Genomic DNA, 23,041 nt, shown 5'->3' with positions numbered 1-23,041 from the left:
GGGCTGGCAGTGTCGCCCCGCGTGTGGCTTGGGTCCAGGCAAGACAAGGTAAACAACGAACATGGGTAGCATGCATCCCGTACAGGTGATCGCCGTCACCGGTGGCAAAGGTGGCGTCGGCAAGACTAACGTTTCAGTGAACCTGTCCCTGGCGCTGGCCGAACTCGGCCGCCGGGTGATGCTGCTGGACGCCGACCTTGGCCTGGCCAATGTCGACGTATTGCTGGGCCTCACCCCGAAACGCACCCTGGCCGATGTGATCGAAGGCCGCTGCGAGCTGCGCGATGTGCTGTTGCAGGGGCCTGGCGGTGTGCGCATCGTGCCGGCCGCCTCCGGTACCCAGAGCATGGTGCACCTGGCGCCGGCGCAGCATGCCGGGCTGATCCAGGCCTTCAGCGAGATTGGCGACAACCTCGACGTGCTGGTGATCGACACCGCTGCGGGCATTGGTGACTCGGTAGTCAGCTTCGTTCGCGCGGCCCAGGAAGTGCTGCTGGTGGTGTGCGACGAGCCGACCTCGATCACCGACGCCTACGCGCTGATCAAGCTGCTCAACCGCGACTACGGCATGAACCGTTTCCGCGTGCTGGCCAACATGGCGCAGAGCCCGCAGGAAGGGCGCAACCTGTTCGCCAAGCTGACCAAGGTCACCGACCGCTTCCTCGACGTCGCCCTGCAATACGTCGGCGCCGTGCCGTACGACGAGTGCGTGCGCAAGGCAGTGCAGAAGCAGCGCGCGGTGTACGAGGCTTTCCCTCGCTCCAAGTGCGCCCTGGCCTTCAAGGCCATCGCGCAGAAGGTCGACAGCTGGCCGCTGCCCGCCAACCCGCGCGGGCATCTTGAGTTCTTCGTCGAACGCCTGGTGCAACCCACCAGCGCAGGGCCCGTGCTATGAACGCGAGCGGCTTCAAGATGTACAGCAAGGCGTCCAAAGACGCCCAGTTCGAGCTGGTGGAACGTTATGCGCCGCTGGTCAAGCGCATTGCCTACCACTTGCTGGCACGCCTGCCAGCCAACGTCCAGGTTGAAGACCTGATCCAGGCGGGCATGATCGGCCTGCTGGAAGTGGCCAACAAGTACGACGCCAGCAAGGGCGCCAGCTTCGAAACCTACGCCGGCATCCGCATCCGCGGGGCAATGCTCGACGAGGTCCGCAAGGGCGATTGGGCGCCGCGTTCGGTGCACCGCAATACGCGCATGGTCAGTGACGCGATGCGCGCCGTTGAAGCAAGAACTGGCCGCGACGCTAAAGATCATGAAGTTGCTGCCGAACTCCAGTTGAGTCTCGATGATTACTACGGGATTTTGAACGATACCTTGGGGAGCCGCCTGTTCAGCTTCGACGACCTGTTGCAGGACGGCGAGCACGAAGGGCTGCACGAGGACGGCGCCAGTGGCCAGATCGAGCCGTCGCGCGATCTGGAGGACGAGCGCTTCCAGGCTGCCCTGACCGATGCGATCGCCAACCTGCCAGAGCGTGAGCGGCTGGTGTTGGCGCTGTACTACGACGAAGAGCTGAACCTCAAGGAAATCGGTGAGGTGCTGGGAGTCAGCGAATCGCGTGTCAGCCAGTTGCACAGCCAGTGTGCCGCGCGCCTGCGCAGCCGCCTGGGGGAATGGCGGGCGCGTTGAGCCCGGGGTCGTTGCGGTCGTTATCCACGTTCGTTTTCCATGTTGTACCGAATTGAATGAATGCGCGCGCTCGGGGCCGAGCGCGTTTGAGACTGCTTGGAGGTCTACTTGAACAAAGACATGAAAATCCTCATCGTTGACGACTTTTCGACGATGCGGCGGATCATCAAGAACCTGTTGCGTGACCTGGGCTTCACCAACACCGATGAAGCCGATGACGGCACCACTGCGCTGCCGATGCTCGAAAGTGGCCATTACGACTTCCTGGTGACCGACTGGAACATGCCCGGCATGTCCGGTATCGACCTGCTGCGCAAGGTCCGTGCCCACGATCGCCTGAAAGGCATGCCGGTGCTGATGGTGACCGCCGAAGCCAAGCGCGACCAGATCATCGAAGCGGCCCAGGCCGGGGTCAATGGTTACGTGGTCAAGCCGTTCACCGCCCAGGTGCTCAAAGAAAAGATCGAGAAGATCTTCGAACGCGTCAACGGCTGAGTCACGTCAGGGGGCGCCATGGAATCAACACAAACGTCTTTGGGGGAGTTCGAAACGACCCTGAAGAAACATGCCCAGGAGCTGGTCGAGAGCCTGGAGCGGGGGCGTTTCGGCGAGGCGGTGCAGCTGATCCATCAGCTCAACCAGACCCGCGACCGTGGCCTGTACCAGGAAGTCGGCAAGCTCACCCGTGAGCTGCACAGCGCGATCGTCAGTTTCCAGATCGACCCGCGCATGCCGCAGGCCGAGGAAGTTTCGCAGATCACCGACGCTACCGAGCGCCTCTCGTACGTGGTCAAGCTCACCGAGGGTGCCGCCAACCGCACCATGGACCTGGTGGAGGAGAGCACCCCGGTGCTCAACGACCTGGCGAGCGAGGCACAAGGCCTGAGCGTCGACTGGCAGCGTTTCATGCGCCGCGAAGTCGCCGCACCTGAGTTCCGCGAGCTGGTCAAGCGTGTCGACAGTTTCCTGACGCACAGCGCCGAGGGCAACCGCAAGGTCGCCGGCCACCTCAACGACATTCTGCTGGCTCAGGACTATCAGGACCTGACTGGCCAGGTGATCAAGCGCGTGACTGCGCTGGTGACCGAAGTGGAAAGCAATCTGCTCAAGCTCGTGCTGATGGCCAGTCAGGTCGACCGCTTTGCCGGTATCGAACATGACCACCAGCAGCTGCGCGCTGAAAAAGATCAAGAAAAACATCCGACTCGGGGTGAAGGTCCGCAGATTCATGCCGATAAGCGTGAAGACGTTGTGTCCGGTCAGGACGACGTCGACGATCTGCTGTCCAGCCTGGGTTTTTAAGGAGCACGTTTAATGAGCTTCGGCGCCGATGAAGAAATCCTTCAGGATTTCCTGGTAGAAGCCGGCGAAATTCTTGAGCAACTGTCCGAGCAACTGGTCGAGCTGGAAAGCCGGCCCGACGATGCCGACCTGCTCAATGCGATCTTTCGCGGTTTCCACACTGTAAAAGGGGGCGCCGGCTTCCTTCAGCTGAACGAGCTGGTGGAGTGCTGCCACATCGCCGAGAACGTGTTCGACATCCTGCGCAAAGGTGAGCGCCGGGTCGACGCGGAACTGATGGATGTGGTGCTTGAGGCACTGGATACGGTCAACAGCATGTTCGGCCAGGTGCGTGAGCGCAGTGAAGTGACCCCGGCCACGCCGGAGCTGCTGGCGGCCCTGTCGCGCCTGGCGGAACCTGCCAGCGGCGACACCCCTGCGGCGGTGGTCGAAGCGGCGCCGGAGCCTGTGGCCAGTGAGGCCGACATCACCGACACCGAGTTCGAACAGCTGCTCGACTCGCTCGATGCGGTCAAGGCTGAAGCGGCCGCTGCCGAAGAGCAGATGCAGGGCGAGACCCTCAGTGGCTCGGATGATGACATCACCGACGCCGAGTTCGAATCGCTGCTCGACCAGTTGCATGGCAAGGGCCAGTTCTCGCCCGAAGTGGCTGCCGCCGAAGCGGTGGTCGTTGCCAGCGCGCCGGTGAGCGACGAGATCACCGACGAAGAATTCGAGTCGTTGCTGGACCAGCTGCACGGCAAGGGCACCTTCCAGGCCGATGCCTTGCCAGCCGCCACGGTTGCCGTGCAAAGCGCTGTCGCGCCTGCCAGCAGTGACGAGATCACCGAGCACGAGTTCGAAGCGTTGCTCGACCAGTTGCACGGCAAGGGCAAGTTTGCCGCTGAGACCGTTGCTGGCGAAGCGCCTGTCGCGGTAGCTGCGCCGGTTGCTGCCAAGGCTGAAAGCAAGCCAGCCGCCAGGCCTGCAGCAGCCCCCGCGGCCGCTGCACCGGCTGTTGCCAAGCCTGCCGCGCCAGCCCGCACCCCGGCACCGGCTGCGGAAAAGCATGCCAGCGAAGCGGAAACCACCGTGCGCGTCGACACCGCGCGCCTGGACGAGATCATGAACATGGTCGGCGAACTGGTGCTGGTGCGTAACCGCCTGGTGCGCCTGGGCCTGAACAGCGGCGACGAGGCCATGTCCAAGGCCGTGTCCAACCTCGACGTGGTCACTGCCGACTTGCAGACCGCGGTGATGAAGACCCGCATGCAGCCGATCAAGAAGGTCTTCGGGCGCTTCCCGCGCCTGGTCCGCGACCTGGCCCGGCAGCTGAAGAAAGAGATCAACCTGGAGCTGGTCGGTGAAGAGACCGACCTCGACAAGAACCTCGTCGAGGCCCTGGCCGACCCGCTGGTGCACCTGGTGCGCAACGCCGTCGACCATGGCGTCGAGATGCCGGACGAGCGTGAAGCCGCCGGCAAGGCACGAACCGGCCGCGTGGTGCTGTCGGCTGAGCAGGAAGGTGACCACATCTTGCTGTCGATCTCCGACGACGGCAAAGGCATGGACCCGAACATCCTGCGCGCCAAGGCCGTGGAAAAGGGCCTGATGGACAAGGACGCCGCCGATCGCCTGAGCGAATCGGACTGCTACAACCTGATCTTCGCCCCGGGCTTCTCGACCAAGACTGAGATTTCCGACGTCTCCGGCCGCGGTGTCGGCATGGACGTGGTGAAGACCAAGATTTCCCAGCTCAACGGCTCGATCAACATCTTCTCGGCCAAGGGCCAGGGCTCGAAGATCGTCATCAAGGTGCCGCTGACCCTGGCGATCATGCCGACCCTGATGGTGATGCTGGGCAACCAGGCATTCGCCTTCCCGTTGGTCAACGTCAACGAGATCTTCCACCTCGACCTGTCGCGCACCAATGTGGTGGACGGCCAGGAAGTGGTGATCGTGCGCGACAAGGCACTGCCGCTGTTCTACCTCAAGCGCTGGTTGGTTCAGGGCCAGGTGCACGAGGAGCAGCACGAGGGCCATGTGGTGATCCTGTCGGTCGGTACCCAGCGTATCGGCTTCGTGGTCGACCAGCTGGTGGGCCAGGAAGAGGTGGTGATCAAGCCGCTGGGCAAGATGCTGCAGGGCACCCCGGGCATGTCCGGCGCCACCATCACCGGTGACGGTCGCATCGCGCTGATTCTCGACGTGCCGAGCATGCTCAAGCGTTACGCGGCACGGCGTATCTGATTTTCGGCGGCGCACCCTGGCGGGTTGCGCCGCCTAATGGAGTGTTTATGGCAGTCAAGGTCCTGGTGGTGGATGATTCCGGTTTCTTCCGCCGCCGCGTTTCGGAAATCCTCTCGGCGGACCCGACGATCCAGGTGGTCGGCACTGCGACCAACGGCAGGGAAGCGATCGACCAGGCACTGGCGCTCAAACCCGATGTCATCACCATGGACTACGAGATGCCCATGATGGATGGCATCACCGCAGTGCGGCACATCATGCAGCGCTGCCCGACGCCAGTGTTGATGTTCTCCTCGCTGACCCACGAAGGCGCCCGCGTCACCCTTGACGCGCTGGATGCCGGTGCGGTGGATTACCTGCCGAAGAACTTCGAAGACATCTCGCGCAACCCGGAGAAGGTCAAGCAGCTGCTGTGCGAGAAGGTGCATACCATTTCGCGCAGCAACCGCCGTTTCGGCGGCTACGCCAGCCACGCGCCGGCCACCGCGCCAGCGCCGGCCAGCAGCCATGCCCCCGCCAGCAGCCTGGCCAGCGCAGCGCCGGCACGTAGCGCCGCGCCAGCCCGTGCAGCGGCACCGGCGCCTGCTGTAGCGCATGCGCCGGCCCCCAAGCGCAAGCCTTACAAGCTGGTGGCGATCGGCACTTCCACGGGGGGGCCGGTGGCCCTGCAGCGGGTGCTGACCCAGCTGCCGGCGAACTTCCCGGCGCCGATCGTGCTGATCCAGCACATGCCCGCGGCCTTCACCAAGGCCTTTGCCGAGCGCCTCGACAAGCTGTGCAAGATCAGTGTCAAGGAAGCCGAGGATGGCGACATGCTGCGCCCGGGCCTGGCACTGTTGGCCCCTGGCGGCAAGCAGATGATGATCGACGGCCGTGGTGCGGTGAAGATCCTGCCAGGCGACGAGCGTCTGAACTACAAGCCGTGCGTGGACATCACCTTCGGCTCGGCGGCCAAGTCCTACGGCGACAAGGTGCTGTCGGTGGTGCTCACCGGCATGGGCGCCGACGGCCGTGAAGGCGCGCGCCTGCTCAAGCAGGGCGGCAGTACCGTGTGGGCCCAGGATGAGGCCAGCTGTGTGATCTACGGCATGCCCATGGCCATCGTCAAAGCCAACCTGGCCGACGCGGTGTACAGCCTGGATGAAATCGGCAAACACCTGGTCGAGGCTTGTGTCTGATGGATGTGCTCAGCCTGATTGGCCTGATTCTGGCGTTCGTCGCCATCGTTGGCGGCAACTTCCTTGAAGGTGGCCACGTCGGTGCCTTGCTCAACGGCCCTGCCGGCCTGATCGTGCTCGGCGGCACCCTGGCGGCGGCATTGCTGCAGTCGCCGCTGTCGGCCTTCAAGCGCGCGCTGCAGATCCTGCGCTGGATCTTCTTTCCGCCACGGGTCGACCTGGCCGGCGGTATCGACCGGGTGGTCAACTGGAGCCTGGTGGCGCGCAAGGAAGGCCTGCTCGGCCTGGAAGGCGTGGCCGATGCCGAACCTGACCCGTACGCCCGCAAGGGCCTGCAGCTGCTGGTCGATGGCGCCGAGCCGGAATCGATCCGCAGCATCCTCGAAGTCGACTTCCTGACCCAGGAAAGCCGTGATATCCAGGCCGCCAAGGTGTTCGAGAGCATGGGCGGCTACGCCCCGACCATCGGTATCATCGGTGCGGTCATGGGCCTGATCCACGTGATGGGCAACCTGGCCGACCCTTCGCAGCTGGGCAACGGCATCGCCGTGGCGTTCGTCGCCACCATCTACGGCGTGGCCAGTGCCAACCTGGTCCTGCTGCCTATCGCCAACAAGCTCAAGGCCATCGTGATGCGCCAGTCGCGCTACCGCGAGATGCTGCTTGAAGGCCTGCTGTCGATTGCCGAGGGCGAGAACCCGCGTTCGATCGAGCTGAAGCTGCAAGGCTTCATGGAGTAAGCCATGCGCCGTCGCCGTCATACCGAGGAACACGAGAACCACGAACGCTGGCTGGTGTCGTACGCCGACTTCATCACCTTGCTGTTTGCCTTCTTCGTGGTCATGTATTCGATTTCCTCGATCAACGAGGGCAAGTACAAGGTCATCTCGCAAGCGCTGCTCGGGGTTTTCAACGACCCTGAACGCAGCATGAAGCCGATACCGGTCGGCGATGAGCAGCCGCTGAGCGTGAAACCGGCAGAACCCTTGATCAAGGACAGCGAGCAGACCGATGCGGGCCTTGCGCAGACCAACGTCGACCCGCTCAAGACCATCAGCGACGACGTGCGCGATGCCTTTGGCGACCTGATCAAGTCTGACCAGATGACCGTGCGCGGCAACGAACTGTGGGTGGAGATCGAGCTCAACTCGTCCTTGCTGTTCGGCAGTGGCGATGCCATGCCCAGTGACAAGGCGTTCGACATCATCGAAAAAGTCGGCAACATCCTCAAGCCGTTCGCCAACCCGGTGCACGTCGAGGGCTTCACCGACAACCTGCCGATTCGCACGGCGCAGTACCCGACCAACTGGGAACTGTCGGCGGCGCGGGCGGCGAGCATCGTGCGTTTGCTGGCCATGGAAGGGGTCAACCCGGCGCGCATGGCCTCGGTCGGCTATGGCGAATACCAACCGGTCGCCAGCAACGACACCGCCGAAGGGCGCGCGCGCAACCGGCGGGTGGTGCTGGTGATTTCCCGTAACCTTGAAGTACGCCGCAGCCTGACCGGCTCGGGCAGTGCCCATGCCACCCCGGATGCAGCGCTGCGCCGTGCTGGCACACAAAGTGCACCGCCAGCCCCAACAGCGACGACGGCCCAGTGAGCCGTCAATACTCTGTCATAGCTAACCTAATGGGGGCGGTTGTCTTGTCCGATTTTTCGAAGCCTGCGAGATCATTGTGGGCGCGGGTTCATCGAGACGTCGAACCGCCGCGAACACGGGCGAAGCCCGTGCCATCCACTGTGTCGCCTGCTTCGCGGGTAAACCCGCTCCCACATAAGACAAGAGTTGTTCTATGAGAGTCTGGGCAGTAGCCAATCAAAAAGGTGGCGTTGGCAAGACCACGACCACCATCGCCCTGGCCGGCCTGCTGGCCGAGGCGGGCAAGCGCGTGGTCGTCGTCGACCTCGACCCGCATGGCTCTATGACCAGCTATTTCGGGCACAATCCGGACGCCCTGGAGCACAGCTGCTATGACCTGTTCCTGCACAAGGGCAGCGTGCCTGAAGGCCTGCCAGGTCAGTTGTTGTTGCCCACCAGCGATGAGCGTATCTCGTTGCTGCCGTCGAGCACCGCGCTGGCCGTGCTGGAGCGTCAGTCGCCGGGGCAGAGTGGCCTGGGCCTGGTGATCGCCAAGAGTCTGGCGCAGTTGTGGCAGGATTTCGATTTTGCCCTGATCGATAGCCCGCCCTTGCTGGGCGTGCTGATGGTCAACGCCCTGGCTGCCAGCCAGCAGCTGGTGATCCCGGTGCAGACCGAATTCCTTGCGGTGAAGGGCCTGGAGCGCATGATCGGCACCTTGGCCATGGTCAACCGCTCGCGCAAGCAGGCATTGCCGTACCAGATCGTGCCGACCCTGTTCGACCGCCGTACCCAGGCTTCGCTGGGCACCCTCAAGGTGCTGCGCGACACCTATGAACACCAGGTGTGGCAGGGTTATATCCCGGTCGACACGCGCCTGCGCGATGCCAGCCGCAATGGCGTCACGCCGTCGCAGTTCGATGGCAAGAGCCGCGGGGTGATCGCCTACCGGGCACTGCTCAAGCACATGCTTACCTACAAGCCGGCCACGCAGGTGGCTTCATGAACCGGCCTGTCGGCACCAAGCCGCAACTGGCCCTGCAGTCGTACCTGGATGGGCTGTTGCAGGAGGCCACCGAGGCCGAAGCTATTCTCGACCTGCCCGCGCCGGCCGAGGTGCCCACGGCCAACGACGAATTCGCTGCTGCCGTGCGTGAAGAGCAGGCGCGTGATGCACGTAAGCCAGCACCGGTAGCCAGGCCTTTCGCCGAGCCACAGGTGAAGGTGCTGCCAGCCGTGTTGCCGGTCGAGCAGCCCGTGGTGGCACTGGTCGAGGCTGAGGTGGTAGCCGAGGCCAGCATCCCGGTGCTGACCGAGGCGCCAGCACCGGAGCCGGTCGCACCCTTGGTCGAAGTACACCTGCCTGCGGCAGGCATGGCAGACACACCGGTCCCGCCGGCCAGCATCGATGGCCGCCCGGCCTGGGCTGCCGAGCCGTTCGAATGCCTGCTGTTTGACGTTGCCGGGTTGACCTTGGCCGTACCGCTGGTATGCCTGGGCTCGATCTACAGCCTGGAAGGCCAGGAGCTGACACCGCTGTTCGGCCAGCCGGACTGGTTCCTTGGCATCCTCACTTGCCAGGCTGGCAACCTCAAGGTGCTGGATACCGCGCGCTGGGTCATGCCCGACCGCTACCGCGAAGACTTTCGCCAAGGCTTGAATTACGTGATTTCCGTGCAGGGCTACGAATGGGGCCTGGCGGTGCATCAGGTCAGCCGTTCGCTGCGCCTGGACCCGGCCGAGATCAAGTGGCGCAGCCAGCGTGGTCAGCGCCCCTGGTTGGCCGGCACGGTCATCGAACACATGTGTGCACTGCTCGACGTCGCCGAACTGGCCGAGCTGATCGCCAGCGGCGCGGTCAAGCAGTTGCACGCCAAACAGAAATGACACCGAACACAACCGTTAACAGCGGATTTAGAGGGCTAGGGGAATGAAAAAGTCGTCTGCGCAAGGTTCTGAAGATCCGATCCTGCAGTGGGTAACCTTCCGTCTGGACAACGAGTCCTACGGCATCAACGTCATGCAAGTGCAGGAAGTGCTGCGCTACACCGAGATCGCACCGGTGCCGGGCGCACCTAGCTACGTGCTGGGCATCATCAACCTGCGCGGCAACGTGGTGACGGTGATCGACACCCGCCAGCGCTTTGGCCTGATGCCATCGGACGTGACCGACAACACCCGTATCGTGATCATCGAGGCTGACAAGCAAGTGGTTGGCATCCTGGTCGACAGCGTTGCCGAGGTGGTGTACCTGCGTCAGTCGGAAATCGAGACGGCGCCGAACGTCGGTAACGAAGAGTCGGCCAAGTTCATCCAGGGCGTATGCAACAAGAATGGCGAGCTGCTGATCCTGGTCGAGCTGGACAAGATGATGACCGAGGAAGAGTGGTCCGAGCTGGAGAACATCTGAGTTGATCTTCGAGGTGGCGGTAATTTTCCTGGCGCTGCTGTGGGCTGTGAGCCTGTGGTTCTTTCTCAACTACATCAAGCGCCAGCGCGAACTGGCGGCGCAGCAGGCCGCGGGCGATGCCCTGCGCGACCAGCGCATCAAGGACCTGGGCAAGCGCCTGGACGACTACCAGAACGGTACCGTGCGCATGGGTGAGGCCATCCACGAGCTGCGCGCGGCAGTGGCGACCTTGCCTGACCGCCTGGAACGCCTGGAGCAGCGCGACCCCAACAACGTCACCTTCAGTCAGGCCGCCAAGCTGGTGGGGATGGGGGCGAGTGTGTCGGAATTGACCGAGACCTGTGGCTTGACCCAGGCCGAGGCGGAGCTGATGCGCAAGTTGCACCGCTCGCAATGACAGAAGAAAGGCGACCCTGAGGTCGCCTTTTTTGTGCCTGCTTCAGGTGCTGGCCCACGAGTGCAGGCCGCCAACCCTTGCCAGGCGGTTGAGCGGCAGGCGTTCACGTTGCACGGCCTTGAAGGCGTCCAGGTCAATGTACAGGTAGCTGTTGATGCGCGGCATCATGTACAGGTTGTGCAACTGGCGCAATTGGTAAAGGTCAGGCAACAGCCTGTCTATCACGGCGCTTAACATCGCCGGGCCGGTCAGCTGGCTCAAGCGGCTGGCGTAACGGTAGAAGCCTTCCGGATCGTCGGCCAGTGTGGGGCGGGCGTGATAGAAATCGGTATTGAGCCTGTAGCGCGCATGCATCTCTTCGGAAATGGCCCGCAGTGTCGGGTTGCCCGGGTGGCTGCCGATCATGCTGGTGTTGTACAGGCTGTTCATGCCCAGCTTTTCGTTTTGCAGGGGCGGATGCAGCAGCAGGCCATCATCGCTGGTTGCCAGTTCGAGCGTGTCGATGGCTGCACTGTCGTGCGGGCCGTCTACAGTCAGCGCCTGGCTCAGCAGTTGGTCATCGACGTCCATGTACAGCCCGCCTTCGGCATGCAGCATGGGGTAGCGCAACACGTCCGAGGCGGAAGCGTAGTTGGTGGCCACTCCGCCATTGCCGGCGATCGCGGCTTGATATTGGTCGAAGTACTCGCTCTGTGCGAAGGCCTCGAAAAACGGTTGTTCTTCCAGTGCCAAAACCTGCAAGCCAGGCACGTTTGCACTCAGCTTTTCGAGGTTTTGCGCGAACGCCTCCGGGTTTGCCTTCGACAGGAACAGCCGATACTGATAGGGGCTGTTTCGCAGCTTTGCCGCATTGGCTGCCAAGGTATCGATCAGCGCGTTGCCCAGCGCCTTGTCACCGACCCAAAGCGACGAGATCAGTTTGGGTATGGGGTGAGCGCCGTCGATTGCCGCAGCGGGGAGTTGCACCGGAAACTGCACATCGATGCCTAGCGCGCGAAGGGACGACATGCGCATCGCGTCCGTCACCTGCCGCCCTGCGTTGCTGACGATGCGCATGTTGCCGGTCCCTGGCTCGGCTTCATAGTAGGTCGGGCTTACTGCGTTGGTGCCTTCTTCGGTGATGAACAGGTCGGCCTGCACGTCGTAGACCAGGTCCAGTGTTTCCAAATACCCAGGGGGCTCTTCCAGATAGCCCAGGAGATGATCGACATCACCGTTGTAGCGTGCAAAGCGCTCCACCGAGTTGGCCACTGCGGCGTTGCCATCCGGCAATGGGGCGATTCGTACAGGGCGGCGGAAGTAGGGGGCGACATCCAGCTCGGGCAAGTGGGGCGGGCTGACTGGGCTCAGCGGGTAGCCCCATTGCTCGTTGACCTGGCGCGGCGCAACGAAACCGTCCTGCTGCCAGCTAAACAGGGCGTCGCCCTTGATTACTGCGTCAGCGGCCAAAGGCGTTGCATTCAACAGGCCGTAGGTAATGTTGCCTATGCCCTGCTTTTTATCTTGCAAGGTCTTGCCGTTGATTGCCTGGTCCAGGCCGAACCCGACCTGGGCGATGCCGCCCAGTGCCAGCAAAGGCGCGAGGCCCGGCACCACGAAGGTCAGGGGGGCCAGCAAGGTGAGTGTGGTGTTGAGGTAGCCCGCCCACCGGGACGTGATGACTTCGCTGTTGCTGGTAATCAGGAAGTCGGCATCGTCGTAGCTGCGCTGGCGCTGACGTTCGGCCATCGCCTGGAACAGGTCGCCGGTGATTCTGGGGTTGTACTTGCCGGGGCGGTAGTTGACGTAGGTACGCGGCGGCCAGGTACCGTCGTCATTGAAAAAGCCATGTTCCGGGGGCAGCCTGTGGTTACGCGGGTATACGCCCAAGCCTTCCAGTGCGGTGTCCAGGCCGCTGAAGTCGATACCCTGCGGGCCGTCGGCCAGGCGGAAATGCTGTTTCAACGCCTGACGCCCGGTCGCCTCCTTGCACTGCTGGCCAACCCAGTCCTTGAGCAGGTTTTCACTGGCGAATTCCAGCAGGGGCGAACTGTTGCCGGGCGCGTACAGCAGTGTGAGGTCGCTGCTGGCATCGTTGATGTAGAGCAGGTCGCTGGCCGCATAGCCATAAATGCTCAACGTGCTCAGGCGCAAGCCCTTGCCTCGGGGAATCAGCTCGGCTGCACGCCAGGCCAGCTTGCGTGCGGCATCGCTCAGGCTACCTTCGGCGACCTGCTGGTTGCAGGCCGCGATGAAATTGAGTTTGCAGCATAGGCGGTAGTCCTGAAGGTGCTGGTGCCAGAACGTGTCGAGCGAGGCCTTGTAGCGGGTGTGGAAGTCGAGCGCCTCGATATGCGCATACAGGGCTTCGGCGCGAATATCGAGCAGTGTCGAGTGATCGTAGCGGGCGGGCGCCGAGCGCCTGAACAGGCCGTTGAACACTTCGTACCATGCACCGTTATCGGCAATGGGTTGTTGAGGCAGTTTGTCGACGACAGCGATCGGGCCATCATCAGGAAGCTGCCCGGCCCAGGGTTGCCTGAACAGCCCACCGAAAAAATCATTGTTGGATTCGCCTTGCCAGTTCGTCAGTACGGCCTGGGTCAGGCTGAGGCGCTGGACCACAACTGCCTGGTAGCTGGCGATCCCGGCTCGGTGGACATGCAGCGTGACGACGTCGATCTGGTCGGGGTCAAGGTTCACGCCTTGTGCCGACAGCCAGCTGCTTATCGCGTGGCTGGCCTCTCGGTCGGGGCGGGGCAGAGCGGCCAGGTGGTTGCGAACGAACTGCACACCGGCAGCATTGATTGGGGGGGTAGGCATTGCGGTCTCCGTGGCAAGCAAAAGGCCACAGAGTCGAACGATCGGTTAGCTGCAAAGCGGTAAATAGTGCTGGCCGCGGCGATTCAGGCGGATGGCCCGGCCAGACGTGGTTGCACCTCGGTCACGTCACGTTCCCCCTGGGGCGCATCCTCGAAGCCGTACGGCACCTTGCCGCGCAGCTGCCAGGCAAAGGCGATGATTTCGGCAATGGTCAGGTACAGCGCCTCGGGGATCTGTTCGCCCAGCTCCAGGCGTGCCAGCAGGCGCACCAGTTCGGCATTCTCGTAGATCGGTACTTCGTGCTCGCGGGCCAGGGCGAGAATAGCCTCGGCCAGCTCGTCATCGCCCTTGGCGGTCAAGGTCGGGGCCTGCTGGCCGTCGTAGCTCAGGGCGATGGCCTGGCGTGGTTGCTTGTCGATCATGCGTTTTCGTCCACCCAGCGTTGTTCCACCCGTGTGCGCGGGCCTTGTGGTGGAATGCCAGCGTGGCACTCCAGGTCGCCGACATCCAGGCCACGGGCCAGCAGGCGTTCGCGCAGGGCGCCGAGCTGGCTGTCGATCAGCCGTGCGGTCTGTTCGCGCTCGGCCCACAGATGGCCGGACAAGCGCCCCTCGAGCAGTTGTGCCTGCACCTGCAATGGGCCCAGGGGGGCCAGGTCGAACGCCAGGTCGATCCGCCACAGTGCCTGCAGCGGGTCCGGCTGTTCGCGTTGCTGGCGTTTGCCCTGCTGCTCCGGGGTTTCTTCGCGCTGCAGCTTCACTTGCAGGGGGATGAACTCCTGGCCGTGGCGCACCGGCACTTCGGTCTGCCAGGTGGTCTGCAGGTTGCCGTTATCCAGCGTGCCGGATTGCTGCAAGCTGCTCAGTGCGTGGCTCTGCAGGCGCGAAATGGCGGCGGCGGCCAAGCGCAGCAGCTGTTGCAGGTCACCTTCATTTTCCATGGCCTGCAGCAGGCGTGACGGTAGCGGGAATGCGCCCGGTAGTGTTCTCGGGCTGACCCGGTCGAGCATGCCCAGGGCGCTGCGGGCCATGGCCGGCAGGGCCTGGGCCAGGGCAGTGCTGGCGACCACCGGACTGGTCGGCGCGCTCACGGTGGCCTGGGCCACCAGCCGGATCAGCTGCGCCTTGAGGTCAGTGGGCACGGCGCTACCGAGGCCGCCCAGCAGTTTTGCTTCGAGGAAGGTGCCACTGTTGTTCAGGGCCTGGGCCAGTGCTTTGCCGTCGCTGAGCTGACGGGCATCCGGCAGGCTGGCCAGCAGGCTGCTGGCGGTGCTGCGCAGTTCGCCGTCGCTGCTCGGGCTGCTGGCTATCTGCTGCAGCGCAGCGAGCAGGCCGGGCAGGGACGCCTGGCGGCCTTGCTGGGTCAGCAACTGCTGGGCAATGTTCAGTTGTTCCTGGCGACCGCTGAGCGGCACGAAACGCAGCGACTGATCGCCCTGCACCAGGGCGCTGAGCAGGCTGCCGATCGGCAGTGGGCGCGGGCTGTCGATGCTGAGTATGGCGCCAGCCTGAGCCGTGTTGAGCAGGCTGACCAGCGAGCGGAAGCTGGCCGCCTCGCCCGCAGCCTGAGGCAACGGTTGGTTGGTCAACACCTTGCCCTGCAGCAGGGTACCAACCGGCACCTTGCTGGTGTCGAGCTGGGTGAGGGCGGCGACATTGCTGGCACTGGCCTGCTGCACCATGATGGCCAGGCGGCTGCCTTCGGGCTGGCTGACGGTGAGCTGGCTGCCCTGTGGAATGGGCTGATTGGCACTGGCCTGGACCTGGGTCTGGCTGCCGTTGGCCTGAATCACTTGCAGCACCAACTGGAAGGTACTGCCGCTCTGGCGCATGGTCAGCACTTCGGCCTGAGCGGTTTCGCCTGGCTTGAGCAAGCCGGGTTGGGCCTGGGTCAGGTTGAGCAGTTCACCGGTCAGCTGGGCCTTGATCGCCTGCGGATTGATGGCGGTTTGTGCGCCGAGACTATTGATTTCAGTCATGATTGTATACAACCTGTGGAGCCCGCCCTCTTGGCAGCGCGGCAGCACATGTAATAATGCCTGCCGCCCGCCACTGCCAGTATAACGGCCGCGGGGTGGGCGACTTGAGAAGCATATAGAAAAGGCGAATCCGTGACCCTTCACCTCCAAGCCGTGGGCCTGGCCTGCGAGCGCGACTGGCGCCTGTTGTTCGAGCACCTCGATTTCGAGTTGCGCCCCGGCGACATGCTGCAGATCAGCGGCCCCAACGGCAGCGGCAAGACCAGCCTGTTGCGCCTGTTGGCCGGGCTGATGCAGCCGACTGCCGGGCAGATCCTGCTGGGTGGCAAGCCACTTGGCGAACAGCGCCATGCCCTGGCCAGCATCCTGCTGTGGATCGGCCACGCCGCCGGCATCAAGGACCTGCTCACCGCCGAGGAGAACCTCACCTGGCTCTGCGCCCTGCACCAACCGGCCACCCGTGAAGCCATCTGGGCGGCACTTGCGGCGGTCGGCCTGCGCGGTTTCGAAGACGTCCCCTGCCATACCTTGTCCGCCGGGCAGCAGCGCCGTGTGGCACTGGCCCGGTTGCACCTGAGCAGCCCGCCGTTGTGGATTCTCGACGAACCCTTCACCGCCCTCGACAAGCAGGGCGTGGCCCAGCTCGAAGCGCACCTGGCCGCCCACTGCGAACAGGGCGGTACGGTCGTGCTGACGACGCACCATAGCCTGGAACGCAAGCCGAGCGGCTACCGCGAACTCAACCTGGGGCAGTGGGCGGCATGAGCGTATTTATCCTGTTGCTGCGCCGCGAAGCGCGCTTGCTGTTCCGCCGCCCGGCAGAACTGGCCAACCCATTGGTATTCTTCGCCATCGTCGTGGCCCTGTTCCCGTTGGCAGTTGGCCCTGAAAGCCAATTGTTGCAAACCTTGTCGCCTGGGCTGGTCTGGGTCGCGGCCTTGTTGGCCGTGCTGCTGTCGCTCGATGGCCTGTTTCGTAGTGATTTTGAAGATGGATCGCTGGAGCAGTGGGTGCTGTCACCGCATCCGCTGGCCATGCTGGTGCTGGCCAAGGTGCTGGCGCACTGGATCTTTTCCGGGCTGGCGCTGGTATTGTTGGCGCCATTGCTGGCACTGATGCTGGGGTTGCCCAGCCATTGCCTGCCGGTGCTGCTCGGCTCACTGCTGCTGGGCACGCCGGTTTTGAGCCTGTTGGGGGCGGTCGGCGCTGCGCTGACGGTCGGTCTCAAACGTGGTGGTTTGTTACTGGCGTTGCTGATTCTGCCGTTGTATATCCCTGTATTGATCCTGGGCAGTGGCGCGTTGCAGGCGGCATTGCAGAATATGCCAGCCACCGGCCATCTGCTCTGGCTCGCCAGCCTTACAGCCCTGGCGGTTACCCTGGCACCCTTTGCGATAGCGGCCGGCCTGAAGATCAGCGTCGGCGAATAACGAGTCCCGGGCTCCCAAGCCCGGCTAATACCGGATGTACCTGATGAAAATTAGCTGGACGTGGTTCCACAAACTGGGTTCGCCGAAATGGTTCTATGCCATCAGCGGCCGCATGCTGCCATGGCTGGCCATCTCTGCCGCCCTTTTGCTGGTCACCGGTGTGGTCTGGGGCCTGGCGTTCGCCCCCGAGGACTATCAGCAGGGCAACAGCTTCCGCATCATCTATATCCACGTGCCTGCGGCCATGCTGGCACAGTCCTGCTATGTACTGCTGGCTGTGGCTGGCGCGGTGGGGCTGGTGTGGAAGATGAAACTGGCCGATGTCGCCCTGCAATGCGCAGCGCCCATTGGCGCCTGGATGACCGCCGTGGCGCTGGTCACCGGGGCCATCTGGGGCAAACCGACCTGGGGTAGCTGGTGGGTCTGGGACGCCCGGCTGACCTCGATGCTGATCCTGCTGTTCCTGTACTTCGGCATCATCGCCCTTGGCCAGGCCATCAGCAACCGTGACAGCGCCGCCAAGGCCTGCGCGGTGCTGGCCATCGTCGGGGTGATCAACATTCCGATCATCAAGTACTCGGTGGAGTGGTGGAACACCCTGCACCAGGGCGCCACCTTCACCCTCACCGAAAAACCGGCGATGCCAGCCGAAATGTGGCTGCCGCTGCTGTGCACGGCGCTGGGCTTCTATTGCTTCTTCGGTGCCGTGCTGCTGCTGCGCATGCGCCTGGAAGTGCTCAAGCGCGAGGCGCGCGCCAGTTGGGTGAAGGATGAAGTGTTGAACAGCCTGGGGCGGAGGGCCGCGCGATGAGTTTCGCTTCCTTTGGCGATTTTCTCGCCATGGGCCACCATGCCCTGTATGTCTGGTCGGCCTATGGCATCTGCCTGGCGGTGCTGGCGCTGAATGTCGCCGCCCCCCTGTTGGCCCGTCGCCGCTACCTGCAAGATGAGGCGCGCCGTTTGCGCCGGGAGAACAACCAGTGAATCCGCAGCGCAAGAAACGCCTGTTCCTGATCCTCGGCTTGCTGGTCGGGGTTGCGGTTGCCGTCGGCTTTGCCTTGAGCGCCCTGCAGCAGAATATCAACCTGTTCTACACACCCACCCAGATCGCCAACGGCGAGGCGCCGCTGGACACGCGCATCCGTGCCGGTGGCATGGTCGAGAAGGGCTCGGTGCAGCGTTCATCGGATTCGCTCGACGTGCGTTTCGTGGTTACCGACTTCAACAAGTCCGTGCCGATCACCTACCGCGGCATCCTGCCGGACCTGTTCCGTGAAGGGCAGGGCATCGTTGCCCTTGGCAAGCTCAACGGTGACGGTGTGGTGGTCGCCGACGAGGTGCTGGCCAAGCACGACGAGAAGTACATGCCGCCGGAGGTTACCAAGGCCTTGAAAGAAAGCGGCCAGGCGGCCAGCGGCGCGGGGGCCAAGCCATGAATGCGGCACTGGTGATTCCCGAACTCGGCCAGCTGGCGATGATCCTGGCGATCTGCTTTGCCGCCGTGCAGGCCACGCTGCCGCTGCTCGGTGCCTGGCGCGGTGACAGCCTGTGGATGAGCCTGGCGCGCCCGGCAGCCTGGGGCCAGTTCACCTTCCTGGTGTTCGCCTTTGCCTGCCTGACCCACGCGTTCATGACCGACAATTTCTCGGTCGCCTACGTGGCCAGCAACTCCAACAGCGCCTTGCCCTGGTACTACAAGTTCAGTGCGGTATGGGGCGCCCACGAAGGCTCGCTGCTGCTGTGGGCGCTGATCCTCGGTGGCTGGACCTTTGCCGTGTCGATCTTCTCCCGCCAACTGCCGCAGGTCATGCTGGCCCGTGTGTTGGCGGTGATGGGCATGATCAGCGTCGGCTTCCTGAGCTTCCTGATCATCACCTCCAACCCGTTCCAGCGCCTGCTGCCGCAGGTGCCGACCGACGGCCGTGACCTCAACCCGCTGTTGCAGGACTTCGGCCTGATCGTCCACCCGCCGATGCTGTACATGGGCTATGTGGGCTTCTCGGTGGCCTTCGCCTTCGCCATCGCCGCACTGCTGGGCGGGCGGCTGGACGCGGCCTGGGCGCGCTGGTCGCGGCCCTGGACCATCGTCGCCTGGGCCTTCCTCGGCGTCGGCATCACCCTTGGTTCGTGGTGGGCCTACTACGAACTGGGCTGGGGCGGCTGGTGGTTCTGGGACCCGGTGGAGAACGCCTCGTTCATGCCTTGGCTGGTGGGCACCGCGCTGATTCACTCGTTGGCGGTGACCGAAAAACGTGGGGTATTCAAGAGCTGGACCGTATTGTTGGCGATCGCTGCGTTCTCGCTGAGCCTGCTGGGAACCTTCCTGGTCCGCTCCGGCGTGCTGACCTCGGTGCACGCCTTCGCTGCCGACCCGGCGCGCGGCGTGTTCATCCTGATCTTCCTGCTGTTCGTGGTCGGTGGCTCGCTGACCCTGTTCGCCCTGCGCGCCCCGGTGGTCAAGAGCCAGGTCGGCTTTGCCCTGTGGTCCCGTGAAACGCTGCTGCTGGCCAACAACCTGGTGCTGGTGGTGGCGGCCTCGATGATTCTGCTGGGCACCCTCTATCCGCTGGTGCTCGATGCCCTGACCGGGGCCAAGCTGTCGGTCGGCCCACCTTACTTCGATGCCCTGTTCCTGCCGTTGATGGCGCTGCTGATGGTGGTGCTGAGCCTGGGCGTGGTGGTGCGTTGGAAAGACACCCCGGTCAAATGGCTGGTCAGCATGATGACCCCGGTACTGATCGGCAGCGCGGTGCTAGCGCCAATCGCCGGCTTCATGGTCGACGACTTCGACTGGCCGGTGCTCAGCGCCTTCGCCCTGGCGGCCTGGGTGGTGCTGGGCGGCTTGCGTGACATTTTCGACAAGACCCGCCACAAAGGCCTGGCCAAGGGCGTGCGCGGCCTGACCCGCAGCTACTGGGGCATGCAGCTGGCGCACTTGGGCCTGGCGGTGTGTGCCCTGGGTGTGGTGCTTTCGAGCAACAACAGCGCCGAGCGCGACCTGCGCCTGGCGCCGGGCGAAAGTGTCGAGCTTGGCGGTTACCACTTCCTGTTCGAAGGGGCGAAGCACTTCGAAGGGCCGAACTTCATCTCCGACAAGGGCACCATCGTGGTCACCCGTGACGGCCGTGAAGTGACCACCCTGCACCCGGAAAAGCGCCTGTACACCGTGCAGCAATCGATGATGACCGAAGCCGGCATCGATGCCGGTTTCACCCGTGACCTGTACGTCGCCCTGGGCGAGCCGCTGGAAAACGGCGCCTGGGCAGTGCGCGTGCATATCAAGCCTTATGTCCGCTGGATCTGGCTGGGCGGTCTGCTGACTGGCCTGGGCGGGTTGCTGGCGGCCTTCGACCGGCGCTATCGCGTCAAGGTCAAGACCCGGGTGCGTGAGGCCCTGGGCGTGTCTGGAGCTGCTGCATGAAGCGTTGGATCATGGTCGTGCCACTGGCGGTGTTTCTGCTGATGGCGGTTTTCCTCTACAAGGGGCTGTTTCTCAAGCCCGACGAGCTGCCGTCGGCGATGATCGGCAAGCCGTTCCCGGCGTTCGCTCTGGCTTCGACGCAGGGTGACCGCAACCTGACCCAGGCCGACCTCCAGGGGCGGCCGGCACTGGTCAATGTGTGGGCCACCTGGTGCCCGTCGTGCAAGGTCGAGCACCCGTACCTGAACCAGCTGGCCCAACAGGGCGTGGTGATCCACGGCATCAACTACAAGGACGACAACGCCGCCGCGCAGAAGTGGCTGGCCGAGTTCCACAACCCGTACCAGCTGGATATCCGCGACGAGCAGGGCAGCCTGGGGCTGGACCTGGGCGTGTATGGCGCGCCGGAAACCTTCCTGATCGACGCCAAGGGCATCATTCGCTACAAGCACGTCGGCATCGTCGATGCCAGCGTGTGGCGCGAGCAGCTGGCACCGCTGTACCAGGGCCTGGTCGACGAGGCCAAGCCATGAAGCGCTGGCTGGCAGCCGCCGTGCTGGGCCTGAGCCTGGCCGGTGTGGCCAGGGCGGCCATCGATACCTACCAGTTCCGTGACGACGCCGAGCGCGAGCGTTACCAGCAGTTGACCAAGGAACTGCGCTGCCCCAAGTGCCAGAACCAGGACATCGCCGACTCCAACGCACCGATTGCCGCCGACCTGCGTCGCGAGATCTTCCGCATGCTCGGCGAAGGCAAGAGCAACCAGCAGATCGTCGACTTCATGGTCGACCGCTATGGCGACTTCGTGCGCTACAAGCCGGCGCTCAGTGGCCGCACCTGGTTGCTGTGGTTCGGCCCGGGCATTCTGTTGGCGGGTGGTTTCGTGGTGCTGGCGGTGATCGTCCGCCGGCGCCGTGGCCCGGCCGCCCAGGTTGCACAGCAACTGTCCGTCGAAGAACGCGAACGTCTCGCCAAACTGCTGGAAAAAGAACAGACCCATGACTGAATTCTGGCTTAGCGCGGGCCTGTTGCTGCTCGCCGCCCTCGGCTTTCTGCTGATTCCGATCCTGCGTGGCCGTCGCCAGCAGCAGGAAGAAGACCGCACCGCCCTCAACGTCGCCCTGTACCAGGAACGCGTCGCCGAACTGGCCGCCCAGCAGGCCGCCGGTGTACTCGATGAGGCGCAGATGGCCAAGGGCCGTGACGAAGCTGCCCGCGAGCTGCTGGCCGACACCGAAGGCGCCGAACCTGCGCGTCAGGGGCACCTGGGCAAGGCCTTGCCATTGCTCGCGGCCGTGCTGGTGCCCGCACTGGCACTGGGGCTGTACCTGCACTTTGGTGCGGCGGACAAGGTTGAACTGACCCAGGAATTTGCCGCGGCGCCGAAAACCATGGACGAAATGACCACGCGCCTCGAGCGCGCCGTGGAGGCTCAGCCGGACTCGGCCGAAGGCCTGTACTTCCTTGGACGGGCCTACATGGCCCAGCAACGCCCGGCCGATGCGGCACGTGCCTACGAGCGCGCCGTGGCCCTTGCCGGCCGCCAGCCCGAGCTGCTTGGCCAGTGGGCCCAGGCGCTGTACTTCGCGGCGGACAAGCAGTGGAGCCCCCAGGTGCAGGCGCTGACGGACGAGGCACTGAAGGCCGACCCGAACGAGGTCACCAGCCTTGGCTTGCGGGGCATCGCCGCCTTCGAGGGCGAGCGTTACCAGGAAGCCATCGACTACTGGAACCGCCTGCTGGCGCAACTGCCCGAAGGCGATGCCTCGCGGGCGGCGCTGCAAGGTGGCATCGACCGAGCGGCAGAGCGACTGGGTGGCGCCGGTGGCACCAAAGCGCAGGCCACTTCGCCAGCCCGCCTGAAGGTGCGGGTGGAGCTGGCAGCGGCGCTCAAGGACAAGGTCAAGCCTGACGATACCGTGTTCATCTTCGCCCGTGCCAGCAACGGCCCGCCAATGCCGCTGGCGGCCAAGCGGGTGACCGTGGCGCAGTTGCCACTGGAGGTGGAATTGTCTGACGCTGACGCTATGCTGCCGCAGATGAAACTGTCCCAGTTTGCCGAAGTCCAACTGGTTGCACGTGTTTCCCGCGCCGGCCAGCCGACCCGCGGCGAGTGGATCGGCCTGGGCGCGCCCCTGGCCAATACCACCCAGGCTACCCAGCACCTGACCATCGACAGCCCCGACCCGTAAGAGAGCCACGCCATGCATAGCGCCGTCCGCCTGACCCTGATCACCCTGGCCGTGGGTTTGTCCGCGTGTACGGCGCATCAACCGTACGAGCAGCCGTCGCCGCCGATCGAGACCGTGCCACCGCATCAAGGGCCAGCGGTAAAGCCGCTGCCGGGTGGCCAGCCGTCGACACAGCCGAGCAAACCGGCGGCGATCCCCAAACCGATGCCGCGTACCTCTGCCAGTTTCGCACCACCACCGGGTGGAGCGAGCCACTGGGATCCGAAGCTTGGGGTGTATGTGCTGGAGAAAAAGACCAATGTCTTTTACCGGCAGCGCACCTACTACCGCTATGACAATGGCTGGAGCTGGTCGCTCAACCCGGATGGGCCATGGCAGGAAACTGACAGCAGCGGTGTGCCCGGGGGGCTGGGGCGCGCTTACGGGCAATAAATTTGTTGAGGCTTGTGGGTGTTCGCCGTTAGAAGTTGGGTGCCTGTGAGATCGAGCG

General features: G+C 64.0%; 25 protein-coding genes. 22 read left to right on the top strand and 3 right to left on the bottom strand.

Annotation, left to right across the window (positions count from 1 at the left end; genetic code table 11):
- Nucleotides 1-61: 61 nt before the first annotated feature.
- From fleN to APH27_RS20635, 12 genes are all read left to right on the top strand, one after another.
- A complete protein-coding gene (gene fleN / locus APH27_RS20690) occupies nt 62-895 on the top strand; it encodes a flagellar synthesis regulator FleN (RefSeq protein ID WP_016393812.1) in 834 nt (277 codons plus the stop codon).
- Nucleotides 892-1,632, top strand: coding sequence for an RNA polymerase sigma factor FliA (fliA, locus tag APH27_RS20685; protein ID WP_027921199.1), 741 nt, complete (start codon nt 892-894; stop codon nt 1,630-1,632). Before fleN ends, fliA begins: the two co-directional genes overlap by 4 nt.
- Before the next feature lie 120 nt (nt 1,633-1,752).
- Complete coding sequence (locus tag APH27_RS20680; RefSeq protein WP_104881405.1) at nt 1,753-2,127, top strand: chemotaxis response regulator CheY; 375 nt, start codon at nt 1,753-1,755, stop codon at nt 2,125-2,127.
- An 18-nt stretch (nt 2,128-2,145) separates the two neighbouring features.
- A complete protein-coding gene (locus APH27_RS20675; RefSeq protein WP_027921200.1) occupies nt 2,146-2,934 on the top strand; it encodes a protein phosphatase CheZ in 789 nt (262 codons plus the stop codon).
- 12 nt (nt 2,935-2,946) lie between these two features.
- Nucleotides 2,947-5,163 carry a chemotaxis protein CheA gene (locus APH27_RS20670; protein ID WP_060485774.1) on the top strand — a complete coding sequence of 739 codons (2,217 nt, stop codon included), beginning with the start codon at nt 2,947-2,949 and terminating at the stop codon, nt 5,161-5,163.
- 47 nt (nt 5,164-5,210) lie between these two features.
- Nucleotides 5,211-6,341, top strand: coding sequence for a chemotaxis response regulator protein-glutamate methylesterase (locus APH27_RS20665; protein WP_027921202.1), 1,131 nt, complete (start codon nt 5,211-5,213; stop codon nt 6,339-6,341).
- Nucleotides 6,341-7,081 (top strand): flagellar motor protein, encoded by a 741-nt coding sequence (locus tag APH27_RS20660; RefSeq protein WP_027921203.1) that lies wholly within the window; start codon nt 6,341-6,343, stop codon nt 7,079-7,081. Before APH27_RS20665 ends, APH27_RS20660 begins: the two co-directional genes overlap by 1 nt.
- A 3-nt stretch (nt 7,082-7,084) precedes the next feature.
- Nucleotides 7,085-7,942, top strand: a complete 858-nt coding sequence (gene motD, locus APH27_RS20655) for a flagellar motor protein MotD (protein WP_027921204.1) — start codon at nt 7,085-7,087, stop codon at nt 7,940-7,942.
- 193 nt (nt 7,943-8,135) lie between these two features.
- Nucleotides 8,136-8,927, top strand: a complete 792-nt coding sequence (locus APH27_RS20650) for a ParA family protein (protein WP_027921205.1) — start codon at nt 8,136-8,138, stop codon at nt 8,925-8,927.
- Entirely contained in the window at nt 8,924-9,808 is an 885-nt protein-coding gene (locus tag APH27_RS20645; RefSeq protein WP_060485773.1) for a CheW domain-containing protein, read from the top strand. Before APH27_RS20650 ends, APH27_RS20645 begins: the two co-directional genes overlap by 4 nt.
- Nucleotides 9,809-9,851: 43 nt before the next feature.
- Entirely contained in the window at nt 9,852-10,331 is a 480-nt protein-coding gene (locus APH27_RS20640; RefSeq protein ID WP_016393802.1) for a chemotaxis protein CheW, read from the top strand.
- A 1-nt stretch (nt 10,332) separates the two neighbouring features.
- Complete coding sequence (locus tag APH27_RS20635; RefSeq protein ID WP_060485772.1) at nt 10,333-10,728, top strand: DUF2802 domain-containing protein; 396 nt, start codon at nt 10,333-10,335, stop codon at nt 10,726-10,728.
- A gap of 42 nt (nt 10,729-10,770) precedes the next feature.
- Here APH27_RS20635 and APH27_RS20630 read toward each other — a convergent pair whose 3' ends face one another.
- The 3 genes from APH27_RS20630 to APH27_RS20620 all read right to left on the bottom strand — a co-directional run bounded on the left by APH27_RS20630 (nt 10,771) and on the right by APH27_RS20620 (nt 15,508).
- Nucleotides 10,771-13,530 (bottom strand): dermonecrotic toxin domain-containing protein, encoded by a 2,760-nt coding sequence (locus tag APH27_RS20630; RefSeq protein ID WP_060485771.1) that lies wholly within the window; start codon nt 13,528-13,530, stop codon nt 10,771-10,773.
- An 83-nt stretch (nt 13,531-13,613) separates the two neighbouring features.
- Nucleotides 13,614-13,952, bottom strand: a complete 339-nt coding sequence (locus APH27_RS20625) for an EscU/YscU/HrcU family type III secretion system export apparatus switch protein (RefSeq protein WP_060485770.1) — start codon at nt 13,950-13,952, stop codon at nt 13,614-13,616.
- Nucleotides 13,949-15,508, bottom strand: a complete 1,560-nt coding sequence (locus APH27_RS20620) for a flagellar hook-length control protein FliK (protein ID WP_060485769.1) — start codon at nt 15,506-15,508, stop codon at nt 13,949-13,951. Before APH27_RS20620 ends, APH27_RS20625 begins: the two co-directional genes overlap by 4 nt.
- Nucleotides 15,509-15,640: 132 nt before the next feature.
- On the opposite strand from APH27_RS20620, the gene ccmA reads away from it, so the two are divergent.
- Genes ccmA through APH27_RS20570 form a run of 10 tightly spaced genes read left to right on the top strand, consistent with a single transcriptional unit; the run spans nt 15,641 to nt 22,983 of the window.
- Nucleotides 15,641-16,273 (top strand): cytochrome c biogenesis heme-transporting ATPase CcmA, encoded by a 633-nt coding sequence (gene ccmA, locus APH27_RS20615; protein ID WP_060485768.1) that lies wholly within the window; start codon nt 15,641-15,643, stop codon nt 16,271-16,273.
- Nucleotides 16,270-16,938, top strand: coding sequence for a heme exporter protein CcmB (ccmB, locus tag APH27_RS20610; RefSeq protein WP_008096270.1), 669 nt, complete (start codon nt 16,270-16,272; stop codon nt 16,936-16,938). The genes ccmA and ccmB overlap by 4 nt, the downstream gene beginning before the upstream one ends.
- A 43-nt stretch (nt 16,939-16,981) precedes the next feature.
- Complete coding sequence (locus tag APH27_RS20605; RefSeq protein ID WP_060485781.1) at nt 16,982-17,749, top strand: heme ABC transporter permease; 768 nt, start codon at nt 16,982-16,984, stop codon at nt 17,747-17,749.
- A complete protein-coding gene (ccmD, locus tag APH27_RS20600; protein WP_027921213.1) occupies nt 17,746-17,922 on the top strand; it encodes a heme exporter protein CcmD in 177 nt (58 codons plus the stop codon). Before APH27_RS20605 ends, ccmD begins: the two co-directional genes overlap by 4 nt.
- Nucleotides 17,919-18,374 carry a cytochrome c maturation protein CcmE gene (gene ccmE, locus APH27_RS20595; RefSeq protein WP_027921214.1) on the top strand — a complete coding sequence of 152 codons (456 nt, stop codon included), beginning with the start codon at nt 17,919-17,921 and terminating at the stop codon, nt 18,372-18,374. The genes ccmD and ccmE overlap by 4 nt, the downstream gene beginning before the upstream one ends.
- Before the next feature lie 11 nt (nt 18,375-18,385).
- The gene (locus tag APH27_RS20590; protein ID WP_177331701.1) at nt 18,386-20,359 is read left to right on the top strand and encodes a heme lyase CcmF/NrfE family subunit; all 1,974 of its coding nucleotides are present in this window, start codon (nt 18,386-18,388) and stop codon (nt 20,357-20,359) included.
- Nucleotides 20,356-20,892: a DsbE family thiol:disulfide interchange protein gene (locus APH27_RS20585; RefSeq protein ID WP_027921216.1), complete on the top strand. Its 537-nt coding sequence runs from the start codon at nt 20,356-20,358 to the stop codon at nt 20,890-20,892. Before APH27_RS20590 ends, APH27_RS20585 begins: the two co-directional genes overlap by 4 nt.
- Nucleotides 20,889-21,365 (top strand): cytochrome c-type biogenesis protein, encoded by a 477-nt coding sequence (locus tag APH27_RS20580; protein WP_027921217.1) that lies wholly within the window; start codon nt 20,889-20,891, stop codon nt 21,363-21,365. The genes APH27_RS20585 and APH27_RS20580 overlap by 4 nt, the downstream gene beginning before the upstream one ends.
- Nucleotides 21,358-22,551, top strand: coding sequence for a c-type cytochrome biogenesis protein CcmI (ccmI, locus tag APH27_RS20575; protein ID WP_060485766.1), 1,194 nt, complete (start codon nt 21,358-21,360; stop codon nt 22,549-22,551). Before APH27_RS20580 ends, ccmI begins: the two co-directional genes overlap by 8 nt.
- Before the next feature lie 12 nt (nt 22,552-22,563).
- Nucleotides 22,564-22,983, top strand: coding sequence for a hypothetical protein (locus tag APH27_RS20570; RefSeq protein WP_027921219.1), 420 nt, complete (start codon nt 22,564-22,566; stop codon nt 22,981-22,983).
- Nucleotides 22,984-23,041: the final 58 nt, after the last annotated feature.

It is taken from the genome of Pseudomonas sp. NBRC 111123 (genome assembly GCF_001320205.1).
In the GTDB taxonomy this organism is placed as follows: Bacteria; Pseudomonadota; Gammaproteobacteria; order Pseudomonadales; family Pseudomonadaceae; genus Aquipseudomonas; species Aquipseudomonas putida_J.
Note: the sequence above shows the minus strand (reverse complement) of the source record. Positions and strands in the feature narration are given on the sequence as shown.

What these genes read in the sequence shown, in the direction of transcription:
- fleN (WP_016393812.1), top strand. Translation starts at nt 62, where the DNA reads ATGGGTAGCATGCATCCCGTACAGGTGATCGCCGTCACCGGTGGCAAA.
- fliA (WP_027921199.1), top strand. Translation starts at nt 892, where the DNA reads ATGAACGCGAGCGGCTTCAAGATGTACAGCAAGGCGTCCAAAGACGCC.
- APH27_RS20680 (WP_104881405.1), top strand. Translation starts at nt 1,753, where the DNA reads ATGAAAATCCTCATCGTTGACGACTTTTCGACGATGCGGCGGATCATC.
- APH27_RS20675 (WP_027921200.1), top strand. Translation starts at nt 2,146, where the DNA reads ATGGAATCAACACAAACGTCTTTGGGGGAGTTCGAAACGACCCTGAAG.
- APH27_RS20670 (WP_060485774.1), top strand. Translation starts at nt 2,947, where the DNA reads ATGAGCTTCGGCGCCGATGAAGAAATCCTTCAGGATTTCCTGGTAGAA.
- APH27_RS20665 (WP_027921202.1), top strand. Translation starts at nt 5,211, where the DNA reads ATGGCAGTCAAGGTCCTGGTGGTGGATGATTCCGGTTTCTTCCGCCGC.
- APH27_RS20660 (WP_027921203.1), top strand. Translation starts at nt 6,341, where the DNA reads ATGGATGTGCTCAGCCTGATTGGCCTGATTCTGGCGTTCGTCGCCATC.
- motD (WP_027921204.1), top strand. Translation starts at nt 7,085, where the DNA reads ATGCGCCGTCGCCGTCATACCGAGGAACACGAGAACCACGAACGCTGG.
- APH27_RS20650 (WP_027921205.1), top strand. Translation starts at nt 8,136, where the DNA reads ATGAGAGTCTGGGCAGTAGCCAATCAAAAAGGTGGCGTTGGCAAGACC.
- APH27_RS20645 (WP_060485773.1), top strand. Translation starts at nt 8,924, where the DNA reads ATGAACCGGCCTGTCGGCACCAAGCCGCAACTGGCCCTGCAGTCGTAC.
- APH27_RS20640 (WP_016393802.1), top strand. Translation starts at nt 9,852, where the DNA reads ATGAAAAAGTCGTCTGCGCAAGGTTCTGAAGATCCGATCCTGCAGTGG.
- APH27_RS20630 (WP_060485771.1), bottom strand. Translation starts at nt 13,530, where the DNA reads ATGCCTACCCCCCCAATCAATGCTGCCGGTGTGCAGTTCGTTCGCAAC.
- APH27_RS20625 (WP_060485770.1), bottom strand. Translation starts at nt 13,952, where the DNA reads ATGATCGACAAGCAACCACGCCAGGCCATCGCCCTGAGCTACGACGGC.
- APH27_RS20620 (WP_060485769.1), bottom strand. Translation starts at nt 15,508, where the DNA reads ATGACTGAAATCAATAGTCTCGGCGCACAAACCGCCATCAATCCGCAG.
- ccmB (WP_008096270.1), top strand. Translation starts at nt 16,270, where the DNA reads ATGAGCGTATTTATCCTGTTGCTGCGCCGCGAAGCGCGCTTGCTGTTC.
- APH27_RS20605 (WP_060485781.1), top strand. Translation starts at nt 16,982, where the DNA reads ATGAAAATTAGCTGGACGTGGTTCCACAAACTGGGTTCGCCGAAATGG.
- ccmD (WP_027921213.1), top strand. Translation starts at nt 17,746, where the DNA reads ATGAGTTTCGCTTCCTTTGGCGATTTTCTCGCCATGGGCCACCATGCC.
- APH27_RS20585 (WP_027921216.1), top strand. Translation starts at nt 20,356, where the DNA reads ATGAAGCGTTGGATCATGGTCGTGCCACTGGCGGTGTTTCTGCTGATG.
- APH27_RS20580 (WP_027921217.1), top strand. Translation starts at nt 20,889, where the DNA reads ATGAAGCGCTGGCTGGCAGCCGCCGTGCTGGGCCTGAGCCTGGCCGGT.
- ccmI (WP_060485766.1), top strand. Translation starts at nt 21,358, where the DNA reads ATGACTGAATTCTGGCTTAGCGCGGGCCTGTTGCTGCTCGCCGCCCTC.
- APH27_RS20570 (WP_027921219.1), top strand. Translation starts at nt 22,564, where the DNA reads ATGCATAGCGCCGTCCGCCTGACCCTGATCACCCTGGCCGTGGGTTTG.